Raw genomic sequence first — 16,605 nt, 5'->3', positions numbered from 1 at the left:
GCCGCGGTCACCCCCCCCGGCGCGGCCAACGGGGCGATCACCTTCCGGAACGCCTGGAACGGGGTCGCCCCATCCATTTTCGCGGCCTTCTCCAACTCCCACGGGATCTCCCGGAAGAACGCCGAGAGCGTGTAGATCGCCAACGGCAACGCGAAGGTGATGTAGGGCAGGATCAACCCCGGCCACGTGTCGAACAACCCGAGGGTGCGTTCGATGTTGAACAGTGGGGTGACCAGCGAGATCTGCGGGAACATCGCGATCAACAGGGCCGCCCCGATCAACAGGCGTTTACCCGGAAAGTCCAAACGGGCCACCGCATAGGCGGCCATCGTGCCCAACACCACCGCGATCACCGTGGTGATCAACCCGATCCCGATCGAGTTGATCAGTGCCGAGGTGAACGCGCTCGTGGAAAAGATCGACGAATAGTTCTCCCACGTCCACTCCTTCGGGATGAACGAGCCGTCGGTGACACTCGAGGCGGGTTTGAATGACAAACTCACGATCCACAACAAGGGGATGATCGCATACAGGATCACCAGGATGTTGGCGATCGCCCACCAGAATTTCGGTTTGGCTCCGGTCTTCACCGCCCCTTACCTCCCCTCGTTGTCCGAGCCCGGTGCCGCAGTACCGAACCCCTTGATGAAGATGAACGCGATGATCGCCACACACACGAAGATCAGGATCGAGATCGCCGACCCCACACCAAGATTGAAACCCTTGAACAGATTGTCGTAGCCGAGCATCGACACCGAATACGTGTTGTTCGACCCGGCGGTCAACACATAAATGTTGTCGAACACCCGGAACGCGTCCAGAGTACGGAACAGCAACGCCACCAGGATCGCCGGTTTCATCAACGGCAAAATGATGCGCCACAACCGCGTCCACGCCCCGGCCCCGTCGACCTGGGCGGCCTTCAACAAATCATCGGGCACCAACGCCAACCCGGCCAGCAACAACAACGCCATGAACGGGGTCGTCTTCCAGACCTCGGCCAACACGATGATCGCCAACGACGGCCACTGCTGGGTCAACGGGGCACTCCCATCCGGCAACAGATTCGCCAGATACCCCGTCCCCGGCGTCCACGCGTAATACCAGGAGAACGCCGCCGCGACCGTCACAATCCCGTACGGAATCAACACCACGGTGCGAATCGTGCCCCGCCCGAACAACGTTCGATGCATCACCAACGCGATCGCCAACCCCAACACGAACTCGATGACCACCGACACCACCGTGATGCCCAACGTCACCCCGAACGCCGTCCACCAATACCCATCCGAGAGCACCGTCCCGTAATTGGCGAACCACACGAACTCACGCTTACCCGGCGCCGACAAACTCGCCTTGTTCAACGACAACCACACCGCATAGATGATCGGATACCCCGTCACCACCGCCATCATCACCACCGCAGGCAACACCAACCAGAACGCCAACCGACGCTCCGCCCGCTTACCCTCACTCCGCTTCGGGGCGGCGGCCGCCGGCGCAGGGCGATCGATCACCGCGGTGGCCGGTGCGGCCCGCGTCGAGCCGGCTGCATCAGCATCCGGAACCCGGCCTACCGCCGGTGATTCCGCAGGCGCTTCCCACACCGGGGAATGCACAGTGGGCCCGAAGGTGTGCGGAGCGGTCACGTCGAGACCGGGTTCGGCTGGGGCCGTGGGCTGTTCGCCCTCCGGCATCGCGTGCCGGCCGCGGCGTGAGGCCTCGTTGTCGTCGTTGGTCATGGGATGATGCCCTCCCCGTTGATCGCCTTCTGTACCGCATCGGCGAGCTGATCGACCAGATTCTGTGGGTCCCACGCCCCGACCGGTGACAGCTTGGCCTGAACCAGCGTCGAGATGGACTGGTATTGCGGCGATTTCGGACGCAGCGCCGCGTGATCGGGTTCGAGCTGCAGCTTGATGTCGTCGGCCATGGGATAGGCCGCCCGGAACTCCGGGTCGGAGTAGAGCGACGAGATCACCGGCGGCGTACCCGCGTTGAGGCTGTAGTACTTCTGCGCGTCGGCGCTCGTCAGGCACATCGCCGCCTTGAACGCGAGATCCTTCTGCTGCGAGGTGCTGGCGACGGCGATGTTCAGTCCACCCAGCGTGCTCTTGGCGGGTAGATCACCCACCCCCGGATACGGCCGGAAGTCGAACTTCTGGCGCACGGCCTTGGTCACCGGCGCCAACTGCGCGTCGGTGGGCGAGTTGTTCGGGTCGGCGAACAGACTCTTGTACTTCTGCAGATCCGTCAGATACGGGACACTGCCCGCCGACGCGTTCTCTCGCATCGAGGCGAGCACGAACGGCCAATTCACCTCGTAGAGCGCCGATCCGTTCTCCATGCCGAGGCGCGAGCTGGTCTCATCACCGTTGGTCAGCGACGGATCGTGGCCCGGCGCGGTGGCAACCGCCTTGAGGATCTGCAGGGCCTTGACCGTCGCGGCACGGTGCGCCGGGGTGTCGTTCAGCGTCACCTTGCTGGGGTTGTCGGGATCGACGATCTGGCCACCGGCACTGGCCAACACGGAGTTGAACCACACCATCAGACCTTCATATTGCTTGCCCTGCACCATGATCTGGCCGGGACCGCCCTTGCCGAGACTGACCTGGGCCTGTTCGAGCATCCGCTCCCAGTTGGTCGCGGCGGACTGGCGGACCGTATCGGCGAGAACATCCTTGCGATACCAGAGCAGCTGGGTGTTGGTCCAGATCGGGATGGCGTAGAGGCGCTGGGCAGCATCACCGGGGGTCTTCCACTGCGCTGTCTCCAGCGGACCCCCGAGCGTGCGCGCGGTGACCTGCGCGACGAGATCGTCGGGCACCGGGACCAGCCAACCGGCGTCGGCGAACTCGGCGGTCCACACCACGTCCATGCCCATCAGGTCCAGGCTGTGATCGTTGCCCGACAGGCGTCGGGCCAGTTGTAGACGCTGATCGTCGGCCGCCTTGGGCAGCGCAGTGGTGACGATCCGGTATTCGCCCCCGGACTCCTTGGAGCACTTGTCCGCCTGGACCTTCACCGAATCCGCGCCATCGGCAGGCGGATACAGGTTCAGCACGCCTGCCTCGTACCCGGAGCCGCAGGCCGTCACGATCGGCGCCAGCGTGGCCAGCGCAGCCGCGGCGATGACCACCTTGCCGCGGATCCCCAAAGACGACTTCCGGTTTCGCGACCCGTCACCGGGGTCACTACTCGCACCGCCCATCCTGCGCCGCACGCGGCCTCCTCCATGTCGTGCACATGACGACGCCGACGCGTTGTGCGCGACGCGATCATGGCCGTCTCGGAGGTTACGCTATCCCGACATGTATGTGACGGGCAACACAATGTGTGCGGCCGTGCCAATTCGAGACCGTGTTGATCACGTGGATCACGGCGAGCCGATCAGGCCGGGGATCGCGTGAACCGTCTCAGGGGTTCAGTCGGGCCAGCATGTTCCGCGCCTTCTCCGCGCTCTTGGGATCACACAGCACGTCGTAACGTCCCGCCACCAATTGCATGGTCGAGGCGAAATCTCGCTGACCGCGGGTCGCCGCATAGGGAATGGTCGCCGAGATCAGACCGAAGATGACACCGCCGACGAGACCGAAGAGGATCGGCACCAGCGGATTTCCAGAGACGACGATCGAGACCAGCAAGCCGAAGAACAGACCCAGCCACGCTCCCGACACGATGCCGCCACCGATGACCTTGCCCCAGGTCAGCCGTCCGATGACGCGCTCGACCTGCATCAGGTCGACGCCGACGATGGTGACGTCCTCGACCGTGAAGTGCTCGTCGGACAGGTAGTCCACCGCACGCTGAGCCTCGGCGTAGGTCGAATACGAGCCGATCGGCCAACCCTTGGGCGGCGTCGGCAGTCCCGGCGTCTGCCGCGACGGCTGCATGGGATTGGTCATTCTCACTCCTTGCGGGTCAGTCGGGTCCGCGACCGGCCTCGGGTCCTCGACCCGCCGCCGGCATGCATTCGTCCCCGGTGCGATGCCACTACCCTTACTCCCATGTCGGCGGTGAGCAAGGTGTTCGTGGCCAGGTTAGTCGGATTGGCCGTCCTTGGCCCGGACGGTGAATCGATCGGGCGTGTGCGCGACGCGGTGATCTCGGTGCGGTTGCCCGGCCAACAGCCGCGCGCACTCGGACTCGCGGTGGAACTGACCACGCGGCGACGCATCTTCGTCCCGATGCTCCGGGTGACCTCGATCGAACCCAATGCGGTGACACTCAACACCGGAACGGTCAGCCTGCGCCGACTGCACCTGCGCCCCGGTGAGGCACTGGCGATCGGGCAGATCCTCGACACGCGGGTCCGCGTCGTCGACCCCGATCTGCCCGATCTCGCCGGAATCGATGTGCCCGTGGTCGACCTCGGCATCGAGCGCACCCGTACCCGCGACTGGGTGGTGGCCCGCGTCGCGGTGCGTTCCGGCCGACGGGGGCTGCGCCGCGGCGAGACCCACGTCGTGGAGTGGTCCAACGTGCACGGTATGACGCAGAGCAGCCTCGACCTGCCCGGACAGGGGGTGGCACAAGCCCTCCTGCAGTTCGAGGGCATGCGTGCCGCCGACGTCGCGAATGCGTTGCGCGAGTTGCCCGTCAAGCGTCGCGACGAGATCGCCTCGGCCCTCGACGACGAGCGCCTGGCCGACGTGCTGCAGGAGTTGCCGCCCGACGATCAGAAGGATTTGTTGTCGCATCTGGAACTCGATCGCGCCGTCGACGTGCTCGAGGCCATGGATCCCGACGATGCCGCCGACCTGCTCGGCGAGCTCTCCGACACCGAGGCCGAGTCGTTCCTGGCGCGCATGGACCCGGAGGATTCCGAGCCGGTTCGGCGACTGCTCACCCACTCCCCCGACACCGCCGGCGGACTGATGACCTCCGAGCCGATCATCGTTACCCCGGCGACCACGGTCGCCGAGGCGCTCGCGCGGATCCGCGACCCCGACATCAATCCCGCCGCTGCGAGTCTGGTCTTCGTCGTCCGCCCCCCGACCTCCACGCCCACCGGAAAATACCTCGGCTGCGTGCACGTGCAGGCGCTGCTGCGGGAGCCACCCGCCAACATCGTGGGTGGCATCCTCGACACCGATCTCGCCCACCTACGACCGGAGGACTCCCTGGAGACCGTGACCCGCTACTTTGCAACCTACAACCTGGTGTGCGGGCCGGTCGTCGACGATCAGCACCACCTGCTCGGCGCGGTCAGCGTCGACGACCTCCTCGATCAACTGCTGCCACGTGACTGGCGCGAGACCGAGCCGATCGATCAGCCCGACGAGGTGCGGTCGTGAGCGAACCCCGGGGCCGCAGGCTGGACACCCCCCGCGAGCGTCGACGTCCGGCCTTCAACCTCGACTCCGACGTCGTCGGCGTCTACAGCGAACGCATCGCCCGATTCCTCGGAACCGGCCGCTACCTCGCGATCCAGACCGTGATCGTGGTGGTGTGGATCGCCATCAACCTGTTCGCGGTCTCGCTTCGATGGGATCCCTACCCGTTCATCCTGCTCAATCTCGCCTTCTCCACCCAGGCCGCGTACGCGGCGCCGCTGATCCTGCTCGCGCAGAACCGTCAGGAGAACCGCGACAAGGTTGCGCTCGAGGAGGATCGCACCCGGGCCGCGCAGACCAAGTCCGACACCGAGTTCCTCGCCCGTGAGCTGGCGGCGGTGCGCCTGGCCGTCGGCGACACCGTCACCCGCGACTACCTGCGCAAGGAACTCGACGACCTGCTCGACGACCTCGTCGACCGGCTGGCCAACCGCGACCTCGACCAGCCGTCGGATCACGTCTCCCGACGAGGTGGCCCCGACCGGGCGTAACACCGCACCCGAGACCACCGACTACACGTTCGGGTCGGTCGTTCCCCGTGTCAGGGTGATCCCCGGGCTTCAATCCCTGAGTTCACCGACTGGGACATCCGACCCATATGTATGGTGGACCACAGTGCCGGTCGGCTGCCGCTCGTGTCACCCACGGGACCCGGCCCGACCGCATCCGCTCTCTCGGGGGGCGACGACGGGTGGACGTTGACAACGGAGTGAACGACGTGACAGGGCAGACAGCGCGTACGGGGAGCAGCAGCGCAGCGCGGCGCGGATCGATGGCGCGCACAGTGCGCACGGGACAAACCCACGACCACGGGGACCCGCGATGAGGGTGCCCCATCCCTTCCACCGGTCCCGCGGCCCGCATCGTGGTTCGACGCTGACCCGGCGAACGTTGTCGGTCGGCGCAGGCAGTCTCCTCGTCGGCGCGATGGTCTTGGGTGCGGCCACCTCGAGCGCCCACGACGGCGGTGGCATCCCACTCGCCGCGAACGCCCCGATCGATGTGGCGGGAATCGCTGCCGCACAACCTGTTTCATTGCTGGGCTTCGCCCCTCCGGCTGCCCGTCCGGCCGCTCCCGACGTGGCGCCGCAATTCCGGTTGTCGGCGGATCTGCCATCGGGGCCGCTCGGCATCCCGGGAATCGTGTTGCAGGCATACAAACTCGCCGCCGACCGAGAGGCCTCGGAGAACGCGGCGTGCAAGATCCCGTGGTTCCTGCTCGCCGGCATCGGACGCATCGAGTCCAATCACGCCGACAACGGCGATGTCGACCAGTACGGAACCACCCTCGTCCCCATCGAGGGGCCGGTGCTCGACGGTTCACTGGCGGGCAACGAGGTCATCCGCAACGCGGACGGATCGCATGCGCGGGCGATGGGACCGATGCAGTTCATCCCGAGCACCTGGGCCGCCTGGGGCAGCGACGGCAACGGAGACGGCAAGGCCGATCCCAACAACATCTTCGACGCCACCTACTCGGCGGCGCGCTATCTGTGCGCGGGCGTGTCCGACATCATGGCCGACAGCAACAAGGTCGCCGCGGTCATGCGATACAACCACTCCCTGGCGTACGCGCAGAACGTGCTGGCCTGGGCGGCGGCGTATGCCACCGGAGTGATGCCGACGACCCCGATCCCGGAGATGCGCCCGCCGTCGAGTTCGTCGTCGAGTTCCCCGTCCCGTCCGTCCTCCCCGTCGAGCGGTGCACCCTCATCGGGTCCCTCGGCCCCGACGACGACCACGCCGACCCAACAGTGTCTCGGCATGATCTGTCTGCCACCGGGGATCACGCTGCCCGGTCAGCCACCCGCGCCGGCACCGGCACCGACCCCGCGAGTGACCCCGCAGACCACCCCGGCTCGCTGATCGGACGGATGCCGACAACGCCTGACCGCGCCTGCACCAGGGGTCACTCCGACGGCGAGGTCATCACCGGCGGTTAAGCTGGCAGGTGATGACTACAGTAGTGACGCCCAACGAATCCGCGGTTCGCGCCGCCTTGTCCAAGGTTCGGGACCCGGAAATCGGCAAACCCATCACCGATCTCGGCATGGTGAAATCGGTGGCCGTCAACGACGACGCCAGTGTCGACGTCGCGGTGTACCTGACGACCTCGGGCTGCCCGATGCGCGGCGAGATCAGCGGCCGGGTGCAGACCGCGGTCTCCGACGTGCCCGGGGTCGGCGAGGTACGCGTGACCCTCGACGTGATGGACGACGAGCAACGCTCCGAGCTCCGCAAGAAGCTGCGGGGTGACTCCGCCGAACCGGTGATCCCGTTCGCCCAGCCGGGATCGCTGACCCGTGTCTATGCCGTCGCCTCGGGCAAGGGCGGCGTCGGCAAGTCGTCGGTCACCGTCAATCTCGCCTGCGCGCTCGCCGAGCGCGGATTGTCTGTCGGGGTGCTCGACGCCGATATCTACGGCCACTCGGTGCCCCGGATGCTCGGCAGCGACGCCAAGCCCACCCAGGTCGAGAAGATGATCATGCCGCCGATCTCCCACGACGTGCGGTTCATCTCGATCGGCCAGTTCACCAGCGGCAACACCCCGGTCACCTGGCGCGGGCCGATGCTGCACCGGGCATTGCAGCAGTTCCTTGCCGACGTGTACTGGGGTGACCTCGATGTGCTGCTGCTCGATCTGCCGCCCGGCACCGGCGATGTCGCGATCTCGATCGCCCAGCTGATCCCCGGTGCGGAGATCCTGGTGGTCACCACCCCACAGCAGGCGGCCGCCGAGGTCGCCGAGCGCGCCGGTGCGATCGCCCTGCAGACCCGGCAGAAGATCCTCGGCGTCGTGGAGAACATGTCGTGGATGGAACTGCCCGACGGCACACGGATGGAGCCCTTCGGTTCCGGTGGCGGCCAGACGGTCGCCGACCGGCTGACCCGGATGGTCGGCGCGCAGGTCGATCTCCTCGGCCAGGTGCCACTCGAACCGGCGTTGCGGGAGGGCGGTGATGCGGGCACACCGGTCGTGCTCGCCGCGCCCGACTCCGCGTCCGGATCGGCACTGCGCGCGATCGCCGACAAACTCGCGGTCCGTCGTCGCGGCCTGGCCGGCATGAGCCTGGGCATCGACACCACTCGGCACTGACGTTCGCTCGCCGATACTTCGTCGATCAGCGAATCACGTTGCGTCCCAATCGGAGACGTCGTGATGACCGCGTGCGGGCCGGTGTTCGGACGAGTCCGCGGCACTCGGCTTCCTCAGCGACGGCCCGGGCTCACCGACGGGGCCGTCGGGCATGGGCTTGGACACCGGCTTGATCGGCGGGGTGTCGGTGGCCGACTTGAGTACCGAACCGGCATCGGTGAAGGTCTTGAAGACCGAGTCGTCGCCGTCGAGCAGATGCTTGGTGATCATCGACTTCGGTGTCATACCGCGTAGCTCGTTGAGATCGGCGAGCGGTTTGCGGAGGTCGTCGAAGTCCGTACCGAAGTCATTCTTGAGCTGATCGGTCGCGCCGGTCGCATACTCGCGAACCTTGCGCAGCGACTGCATTGTCCACGAGATCGCACCGGGCAACCGTTCCGGTCCCAGGATGACGAGTCCGGCGACGATCAGGATGAAGATCTCTCCCCAACCCACACTGTCGAACATGGCACTTCCCCGCTCTCGCGCGTCCGCCGGTGGTGGACGTTCTCAGTCACTCGCGGGCGTCATCGTGCCCTCGAAGGTACGCCCGTCACGCCAGTAGGTGAACTTGACCGGCTCCCCGATCTTCGCGGTACGCACGGCGACGGTCAATTCGTCGGCACTTTCGATGGTGCGGCCGTTGAAGGAGACGATCACGTCGTTCTCCCGCAGCCCGGCCTGGGCCGCCGGACCCCCGCCCACCACGTTGCGGATCTGGGCGCCGAGCACCCGGTCGTTGCGGACGTCGCTGGCGTTCACGCCGATCTGCGGATGGTTGACCTTGCCGTCGCGGATCAGTGCCTGCGCGATGGGGACCGCCTCACCGATCGGGATGGCGAACCCGAGTCCGATCGAGCCACCGCCAGGGACGAGTCCGGCGGTGTTGATACCCACCACCTTGGCCTGCGCGTCGACCAGCGGACCACCGGAGTTGCCGGGGTTGATCGCCGCGTCGGTCTGGATGGCGTCGATGACGGCGTCGGTGTCGGACTCCGAATCCGGGCGCAGCGGCACCGCGCGACGCAGGGCGCTGACGATGCCGCTGGTCACGGTGCGATCCAGGCCCAGCGGGGAGCCGAAGGCCACGACCTCCTCGCCGATCTGGAGGTCGTTGGAATCGCCGAGTTGGGCGACGGTGAGGTTGTCGACGTTGTCGACCTTGAGCACGGCCACATCGGTCTTCGGGTCACGTCCGACGATGCGGGCGGGTACCCGGTTGCGGTCGGAGAAGACGACCTCGAGTTTGGCGGTCCGGTCGGACGCGGCGAGTGAGATGACGTGGTTGTTGGTGAGGATGTAGCCGTTGCGATCGATGACGAAGCCCGACCCGGTGGCCGATCCATTGGACAGTCGCACGTCGACGGCGACGACCGACTTCTCCACGGCCTGCGCCACCCGGGCCACCGACGACCGCGGTGCGTCGCCGTTGTCGTCACCCTGGGTCGACAGTTCGACGGTATTGCTGTTGAGCGGGGCCGCGACCTCCGCGGTGAACCTGCCCATCAGTCCACCGACGACGCCGATCAGCAGCGCGATCACGGCCAGCGCCGCCAGCGCGTGCCACGCGATCCGACGGCCGAGCAGGACCTCGCGGATGCCCAGCTTGGGGCCGGGGGCGCTGGGATTCGCGGGTGCGGATTCGGCGACCGCAGGCCGGGCCAGCGTCGCCGGGCTCTCCGGATCGCGCCACGGGTCGGCCGGCGGTGCGGGTTCGTCGGGAGTGCCGTAGGTGGCCAGCGGGTCGCGCTGCAAGGTCTCGTCACTACCGTCAGGACGTCCGAAGGCCTCGGCGAGAACCGGATCCGGCGGACCGACGGCGGGTGCGGGACGGTCGGGTACCGCCGCGCCGGGCGCGAAGGAGCCTGCTACTCCGGAGGGGCGACCGAAGACCTGGGCCGTCGCCGGTGAGACCGGTGCATGCCGGACAACGCGCGAGACCTTGTCACTCCCGGGGCCGCTACCGGGCGCGCCACCGGCCTCGTCGGCCGCCGGCGCCGACCACTGTGTGGCGGGCGTGCTCGGACGTGCTTCGGTTCTCGGGGCTGCGGGTGTCGGGGATTCGGGTGTCGGGGAGGAGTCGGGCTGGGAGGACTTGGGCTGGGAGGCGTCTGGCTGAGAGGCGTCGGAATCCACGTGTCAGCGGCCCCGCCAGCGCTGCATGCGACCCCGGTTCGAGTCGTGACCGGGCGAGTTGTGGCCGGGCATGGGCGTCGGCTCACCGGTGGGCACGCGGCCGGGGTGAGTGCGGCGGGAAGCGCCGCGCTCGGCGCCGTCGACCGGTCGTGTCGGGTCGCGATGATCGGTCATGTCGAACTCACGAGTCGGGATCTGACTGAGTTGGCCCAACAAACCGGTCGGGATGGGCATGGTGCCCGAGGAGCGCAAGCGGGTACGGGCTGCGGTCTGGGCCTCGACGGCGGCGACGCATTCCGGGCACAGGGCCAGGTGGTGGGTGGCACGCATGTGGGCGGTCATACCGAGTTCTTCGTCGACGTAGGCGGCGACCGCCTCGGGTGCGAGGTGCTCGGTGGGGGCGAATCGCCGGTCCCGCGGAGCGCTCGGCCGGCGGTTCGGGGTGAAGGAGGATCGCGCGGGCGTCCAGGCCGCCGGATTCCAGGCGCGGCGTCGGCGGAGATTGTCCGGGTGCTCGAGCCGATCGGTCGCGGCACTCGCGTCCGGCCGTCGTTGTGAGCCGTCCATCATCGTGTTCATCACCCCTTCTCCCCCGTCGTGACCCCGGCTTTCGGCGGGGACGACGCCCCAGCCTACCGAAAGTCCCAACGATTGCGCGGTCGGTGAGGTTCCCGGCGGACGTCACGTCGATGTGGGTCCTCGATGGTCCTCGGTGCGGCCGATGTCGACGTTGGACTCAGTGACCGACCGCGACCGAGCGGCGGTCGCTGTGGCCACGGGCGAGGAGGAAGTCGCGGATGGTCTGACGTCCGCGGTGGATGCGACTGCGCACGGTGCCGAGCTTGACCCCGAGGGTCGCGGCGATCTCCTCGTACGACAACCCTTCGATGTCACACAGGACGACGGCGGCACGGAACTCGGGACTCAACGAGTCCAGGGCGGCCTGCAGATCGCCGTCGAGGTTCGCATCGGCGTAGATCTGCTGCGGGTCGGGTGTGTCGGCGGGCACGCGGTCGTATTCCTCGGGCAGTGCCTCCATGCGGATCTTGTTGCGCCGGCGCACCATGTCGAGGAAGAGATTGGTGGTGATGCGGTGCAGCCAGCCCTCGAACGTTCCCGGGCGATAGTTCGACAGCGACCGGAAGACCCGGATGAAGGTCTCCTGGGTGAGGTCCTCGGCGTCGTGCTGATTACCGGACAGCCGGTAGGCGAGCCGGTAGACGCGGTCGGCATGCTCGCGGACCAACTCGTCCCAGGACGGCATGAGCATGTCGTTTCCGGTGGCATCGAATCCCGCGGTTCCGCCGGGGGCAATGTCTGCGGACGCCTCGTGGTCGCTCATCGTGGGTGGCCGGTTCCCTTCTCACAAACCATCATCGCGGTGACGCCGGATGGATTCACCATACTGAACCGGACACCGGGTGGTGGTATTCCCCCCTGTATCCGATTCGATGCCCTCACCCTCTCCCATCGTGGTGTGGTCGCCGTATGAGGGCCCTGAGTGTTGTCTGAGGAAGCAAACTCCGAGGTGCGATACGGCAATCCGGGCGTGCCGTCGGCTCTTTGCACCGGGCATGTCTAACCTTGCGAGCATGACCGATACCCAGCCGAGCGACCCGCGGGTGGCACTGATCGACTACGCCGAGTCGGCGATCGTGGAGGACGACGCTCTGGTCGCCGCGCGTGCCCGCGGGATCGAACTCGGCGCGATTCCGGTGAGTCCGTCGGTCGGCGCATTGCTTGCGGTACTCGCCCGAGCAGTCGATGCGCATGCGGTCGCCGAGATCGGCACCGGTACCGGGGTGAGCGGGCTGTGGTTGTTGGCCGGAATGGCCACCGACGGGGTGCTGACCACGATCGACCCCGAGCTCGAACACCATCAGGCCGCGCGGGCGTCGTTCGCCGGCGCCGACATCGCGCCGGGTCGGACGCGGCTGATCAACGGCACGCCGCGTGATGTGTTGCCGCGACTGTCGGACAGCTCTTACGACCTGGTGTTCATCGACGGACCGCGGCTGGACATGCCCCGGTTCGTGACCGAGTCGGTGCGGATGCTGCGGCCCGGCGGGATGCTGGTCATCCACGACGCGGCAGCCCAGGGTGCGGTCGCCGATCCGGCGCGCACCGACCCGATGACCGCTGCGGCCCGCGAGGCCGCGATGTTGGTGGCCGACGACGACCGGTTGTTGCCGGTGGTGATCCCGTTGGGCCCCGGGGTGCTCGCCGCGGCGAAGTCGCGATGAATGTGACCGCGGCGAAGTCGCGATGACCTGACCGCGGCGAAGTCGCGATGAGATGACCGCGGCGGGTTGTCAGACGTCGGTCGAGAAGCGCAGACCGCCGTCGGGGATCTGGACGCCGGGCCATACCCGCGCTCCGCGCAGCAATTCGCAGCGGGCGCCGACCTCGGCGCCGTCGCCGATGACGGTGTCGCGGATGAGGGCGCGGGGGCCGATGCGGGCACCGAAGCCGACGATGCTGCGTTCGACGACCGCGCCGGCCTCGATGACGGCTCCGTCGAAGACGACGGCACCGTCGAGTCGGGCGCGGGGACCGATCTCGGCGCCGCGGCCGACGACCGTTCCGCCGATGAGCACTGCTCCCGGCGCGACGCCGGCACCCTCGTGGACCAGGGATTCGCCGTGGCGATCACCGAGGGCCGGTGACGGCGCGATGCCGCGGACGAGGTCGGCCGAGCCGCGGACGAAGTCCTCGGGGGTGCCCATGTCGCGCCAGTAGGCGTGGTCGACGTAGGCGTGGATGTGCCGGCCCTCGGCGAGCAGGCCGGGAAACACCTCGCGTTCGACCGACACCTCGCGACCGGCGGGGATGTCCTCGATGACCGAGCGGCGGAAAACGTAGGTGCCCGCGTTGATCTGGTCGGTCGGCGGGTCCTGGGTCTTCTCCAGGAAGGCGGTGACGCGGCCGGTCTCGTCGGTGGGCACGGACCCGAAGGCTCGGGGGTCGGAGACCCGCACGAGGTGCAGGGTGACGTCGGCGTCGGACTCGCGGTGGGTGGCCACGACGTGGCGGACGTCGGTGCCGCCGAGGACGTCACCGTTGAACACCACGATCGTCGACGCCGTCAGTTCGGGGAGCACGTTGCGGATACCGCCACCGGTGCCCAGCGGCTCCTCTTCGGTGACGTACCGCATGTTGAGGTCGAGTTTGGAGCCGTCACCGTAGTACTCGGAGAACACGTGGGCCTTGAACGACGTCCCGAGCACGACGTCGCGGATGCCGGCCTTGCGGATGCGCGAGAGCAGGTGGGTGAGGAACGGCAGTCCCGCCGTCGGCAGCATCGGCTTGGGCGCCGAGAGGGTGAGCGGACGCAGGCGTGTGCCCTTGCCGCCGACGAGTACGACAGCCTGCACATCGGACATGTCGATGTCGGGGACATCGTCGGCGCTGACCGCGGGGTTGTTCACCGAGAACTGCATCACGGGGTGTTCCTCTCCGAATGTGGATGATCGTGGGACGACGTGGTGCGCGCTGCGGCGCGTACGGCCAGACGTGACCGCACCGCCAGCCCGGCCCGTAATGCCCATCGCAGCGGCGCCTGCAACACCCCTGGATGACGGTCGGCCTGGAAGCGGTAGGCACTGCGATGGTGGGCGGGCAGCATCGCCTCGGGACGTTTGTCGGCGCTGTGGCCCTTGGTGTGGACGACCTCGGCCCCGGGCACGTAGACGTTGAGCCAGCCGGCGCGACCGAGGCGGTCGCCGAGGTCGACGTCTTCCATGTACATGAAGTAGCGCTCGTCGAATCCGGAGATCTCGTCGAAAGCGGTGCGGCGCACCAGTAGACACGATCCGGACAGCCAGCCGACCGGACGTTCACTGGGCTCGACGTCGTCGGCGCGGTAGGCCGCGGTCCACGGGTTGGACTTCCAGATGCCACCGAGGAGTGCGTGCCCGGTGCCCGAGACGAGGTCGGGGACACGCCGTGCCGACGGGTAGACCGAGCCGTCGGGCTCACGGATGAGGGGACCGAGCGCGCCGGCCCGCGGCCACCGCGCCGCCGCGGCGACGAGCTCGTCGATCGATCCCGGTGACCATTCGACGTCGGGGTTGGCGATCATGACGAATTCGACGTCGTCGTCGAGTTCGGCGACCGCTCGGTTGATGCCGCCCCCGTACCCGACATTGCCGCCGCTGTGGACCAGGGTGACGTTGGCGTGCTCGCGCTCGGCGGCTTCGGGTGCGCCGTCGCCGGACCCGTTGTCGGCGATCACCACGCGCGGCGAGGAGGAGGTGGCGTGCGCCAGACTCCGCAGGAAGGTCTGCAGGTGGTCGCCCGACCAATAGGTCACCGTCACCACGGCCAGCTTCGAGGTCACCGGGTCAGCGTAGCCAACCGTCGGGGTCCGTCCCATTCGTCCGGGCTGTGCGGCGCCCGCTGTGGTCGAGGTCACCGCGCCTGCACAGTGCCGGTTCGAGCGGCGTCGACGTCCAGGGCATCGGCCAGGGCGACCGACCACTCGCGCAGCGGGGTGAGCCCGGCGTGGCGCCACGAGCGCGGTGAGAGCACCGAGTAGGCGGGGCGCGGTGCGGGCCGCGGGAATTCGGCGGTGGTGCACGGCCGGACCCGGTCCGGGTCGGCGCCGACACCTGCGAACACCGCGCGCGCCACCGCGTACCAGGTGACGGCGCCGGCATTGGTGGCGTGCAGGATCGCCCCGGCGACGGGCGTGCGGTGGCCGTGGCGTGTCAGCTCCCAGAGTCCGGCGGCGAGGTCGGGAGCGTAGGTGGGCGAGCCGACCTGATCGTCGACGACGGAGACCGTGTCGCGGCTCTGCTCAAGGCGACGCATCGTGCCGACGAAGTCCGGGCTGTCGGGGCCGCCGGTGTAGACCCACGCGGTCCGCACGATCGTCGACGACGGGTCGGCAGCGAGCACGGCGCGTTCACCGGCGAGTTTGGTGGCGCCGTACACGCTCGGCGGCGTGGACTCGGGGCCGGTGTCGTCGGGCTCGGTGTCGTCGGGCTCGAGGGGTTGCGCACGCATGCCGGTGCCGGCGAACACGTAGTCGGTGGAGACGTGGATGAGCCACGCAGAGGAGGCCGCGGTGATCTCGGCGAGGATCCCGGGTGCGACGGCGTTGACCGCTGCGGCCTTCTCGGGTTCGGATTCGGCCTGATCGACGGCGGTGTAGGCCGCGGTATTGAGGACGACGTCACCTTCGCGAACCCCGGCGAGTGCGGAGCGGATCGAGGAGGCATCGGCGAGGTCGACGTCGGCGGAGGTGAGCGGCACAAGCGCGATGTCCGCACCGGCCTGCGCGCGCAGCGCGGTGCCGAGTTGTCCCGCGGCGCCGAGCAGCCAGACCGTACCGATCGGTTCGGCCGGCCGCGGATCTATCCCGGAATCGCTGCGCACGCGGTCAGTGTGCCCGGCTCGCGCTCGTGCCACCACTCCGGCGCACGCGCACCGGCGGTGAGTGTGGCGATCACCACTCGTTCGGTGTCCGGCGAGAACGCTCGACCGTCCGCGATCGCCCGGCGTGTGCGACGCCGAGTTCACCACCACCTTCAGTAGCCTTGGCGGACGTAAACCACATCAGAAACGCCTGGCACTCAGGCAACTGCTGCCCCGCACGACGGCAGCCACGACCGTAAAGGACTGCCCACTCGTGGACTCCCGCCCCGATGGTGCGCGTAGACGACCGGCCGGTCACACGCGTGGCGACGAGGCCCGCGCGCGCCGCCCCCGGACCGACGAGTCGGCGTCCGAACGTCCCCGACCTCCGCGTGGCGAGCACGCCGAACGCGCACCGCGAGCCGAGGGCACGCGACGCAGGCGCCCGGCGGATCCGGATCGCGTACGGGGCCCGCAGCAACGGCCATCCGGCGAGATCCACACGCGCGCAAACGATTCGGTCGACGGCAACCACAGCGAGTCCGCTGAACGGCCGCGTCGGCGGCGTCCACCGGGACAGCGCCCGGCGCAGGGGCGCCCGGCGGCGAAGCCGAATGCACAGCCGAAGCCGAACGCGCA

General features: G+C 68.2%; 17 protein-coding genes. 5 read left to right on the top strand and 12 right to left on the bottom strand.

Going from position 1 to position 16,605, the window contains the following annotated elements:
• The 4 genes from B1964_RS06875 to B1964_RS06860 all read right to left on the bottom strand — a co-directional run.
• Window positions 1-590, bottom strand: a 590-nt coding sequence (locus tag B1964_RS06875) for a carbohydrate ABC transporter permease (RefSeq protein WP_079929310.1), incomplete at its 3' end; no start/stop codon positions are given.
• A 6-nt stretch (window positions 591-596) separates the two neighbouring features.
• Complete coding sequence (locus B1964_RS06870) at window positions 597-1,742, bottom strand: sugar ABC transporter permease (protein WP_079929309.1); 1,146 nt, start codon at window positions 1,740-1,742, stop codon at window positions 597-599.
• Window positions 1,739-3,211: an extracellular solute-binding protein gene (locus B1964_RS06865; protein ID WP_253193911.1), complete on the bottom strand. Its 1,473-nt coding sequence runs from the start codon at window positions 3,209-3,211 to the stop codon at window positions 1,739-1,741. Before B1964_RS06865 ends, B1964_RS06870 begins: the two co-directional genes overlap by 4 nt.
• Before the next feature lie 205 nt (window positions 3,212-3,416).
• Window positions 3,417-3,905, bottom strand: a complete 489-nt coding sequence (locus B1964_RS06860) for a general stress protein (protein ID WP_006368495.1) — start codon at window positions 3,903-3,905, stop codon at window positions 3,417-3,419.
• Window positions 3,906-4,007: 102 nt separating this feature from the next.
• Here B1964_RS06860 and B1964_RS06855 point away from each other — a divergent pair, with 102 nt between their 5' ends.
• From B1964_RS06855 to B1964_RS06840, 4 genes are all read left to right on the top strand, one after another.
• On the top strand, window positions 4,008-5,297 hold the full coding sequence (locus tag B1964_RS06855) for a CBS domain-containing protein (RefSeq protein WP_079929308.1): 1,290 nt from the start codon (window positions 4,008-4,010) through the stop codon (window positions 5,295-5,297).
• On the top strand, window positions 5,294-5,827 hold the full coding sequence (locus B1964_RS06850; RefSeq protein WP_079929307.1) for a DUF1003 domain-containing protein: 534 nt from the start codon (window positions 5,294-5,296) through the stop codon (window positions 5,825-5,827). The genes B1964_RS06855 and B1964_RS06850 overlap by 4 nt, the downstream gene beginning before the upstream one ends.
• Before the next feature lie 331 nt (window positions 5,828-6,158).
• Window positions 6,159-7,202, top strand: a complete 1,044-nt coding sequence (locus B1964_RS06845) for a lytic transglycosylase domain-containing protein (protein ID WP_079929306.1) — start codon at window positions 6,159-6,161, stop codon at window positions 7,200-7,202.
• 88 nt (window positions 7,203-7,290) lie between these two features.
• Window positions 7,291-8,433, top strand: a complete 1,143-nt coding sequence (locus B1964_RS06840) for an Mrp/NBP35 family ATP-binding protein (protein WP_079929305.1) — start codon at window positions 7,291-7,293, stop codon at window positions 8,431-8,433.
• Window positions 8,434-8,466: 33 nt separating this feature from the next.
• On the opposite strand, the gene tatB is transcribed toward B1964_RS06840, so the two are convergent.
• The 4 genes from tatB to sigE all read right to left on the bottom strand — a co-directional run bounded on the left by tatB (window position 8,467) and on the right by sigE (window position 11,950).
• Window positions 8,467-8,940, bottom strand: a complete 474-nt coding sequence (tatB, locus tag B1964_RS06835; protein WP_014359597.1) for a Sec-independent protein translocase protein TatB — start codon at window positions 8,938-8,940, stop codon at window positions 8,467-8,469.
• A 42-nt stretch (window positions 8,941-8,982) separates the two neighbouring features.
• The gene (locus B1964_RS06830) at window positions 8,983-10,608 is read right to left on the bottom strand and encodes a trypsin-like peptidase domain-containing protein (RefSeq protein WP_079929304.1); all 1,626 of its coding nucleotides are present in this window, start codon (window positions 10,606-10,608) and stop codon (window positions 8,983-8,985) included.
• 3 nt (window positions 10,609-10,611) lie between these two features.
• Entirely contained in the window at window positions 10,612-11,187 is a 576-nt protein-coding gene (locus tag B1964_RS06825; protein WP_020171676.1) for a hypothetical protein, read from the bottom strand.
• A 157-nt stretch (window positions 11,188-11,344) separates the two neighbouring features.
• On the bottom strand, window positions 11,345-11,950 hold the full coding sequence (gene sigE, locus B1964_RS06820; protein WP_006367420.1) for an RNA polymerase sigma factor SigE: 606 nt from the start codon (window positions 11,948-11,950) through the stop codon (window positions 11,345-11,347).
• A gap of 250 nt (window positions 11,951-12,200) precedes the next feature.
• On the opposite strand from sigE, the gene B1964_RS06815 reads away from it, so the two are divergent.
• Window positions 12,201-12,851, top strand: a complete 651-nt coding sequence (locus B1964_RS06815; RefSeq protein WP_014359594.1) for an O-methyltransferase — start codon at window positions 12,201-12,203, stop codon at window positions 12,849-12,851.
• 69 nt (window positions 12,852-12,920) lie between these two features.
• Here the strand turns inward: B1964_RS06815 and B1964_RS06810 are convergent, their stop codons facing one another.
• From B1964_RS06810 to B1964_RS30655, 4 genes are all read right to left on the bottom strand, one after another.
• Entirely contained in the window at window positions 12,921-13,991 is a 1,071-nt protein-coding gene (locus B1964_RS06810) for a sugar phosphate nucleotidyltransferase (protein ID WP_231387033.1), read from the bottom strand.
• Between the two features lie 56 nt (window positions 13,992-14,047).
• On the bottom strand, window positions 14,048-14,947 hold the full coding sequence (locus B1964_RS06805) for a glycosyltransferase family 2 protein (protein ID WP_172398767.1): 900 nt from the start codon (window positions 14,945-14,947) through the stop codon (window positions 14,048-14,050).
• A gap of 71 nt (window positions 14,948-15,018) precedes the next feature.
• Window positions 15,019-15,987, bottom strand: coding sequence for a dTDP-4-dehydrorhamnose reductase (gene rfbD, locus B1964_RS06800; protein WP_020171678.1), 969 nt, complete (start codon window positions 15,985-15,987; stop codon window positions 15,019-15,021).
• 70 nt (window positions 15,988-16,057) lie between these two features.
• On the bottom strand, window positions 16,058-16,605 hold a 548-nt coding region (locus B1964_RS30655; RefSeq protein WP_216354228.1), incomplete at its 5' end, for a hypothetical protein.

It is taken from the genome of Gordonia sp. i37 (assembly GCF_002043085.1).
In the GTDB taxonomy this organism is placed as follows: domain Bacteria; phylum Actinomycetota; class Actinomycetes; order Mycobacteriales; family Mycobacteriaceae; genus Gordonia; species Gordonia polyisoprenivorans.
Note: the sequence above shows the minus strand (reverse complement) of the source record. Positions and strands in the feature narration are given on the sequence as shown.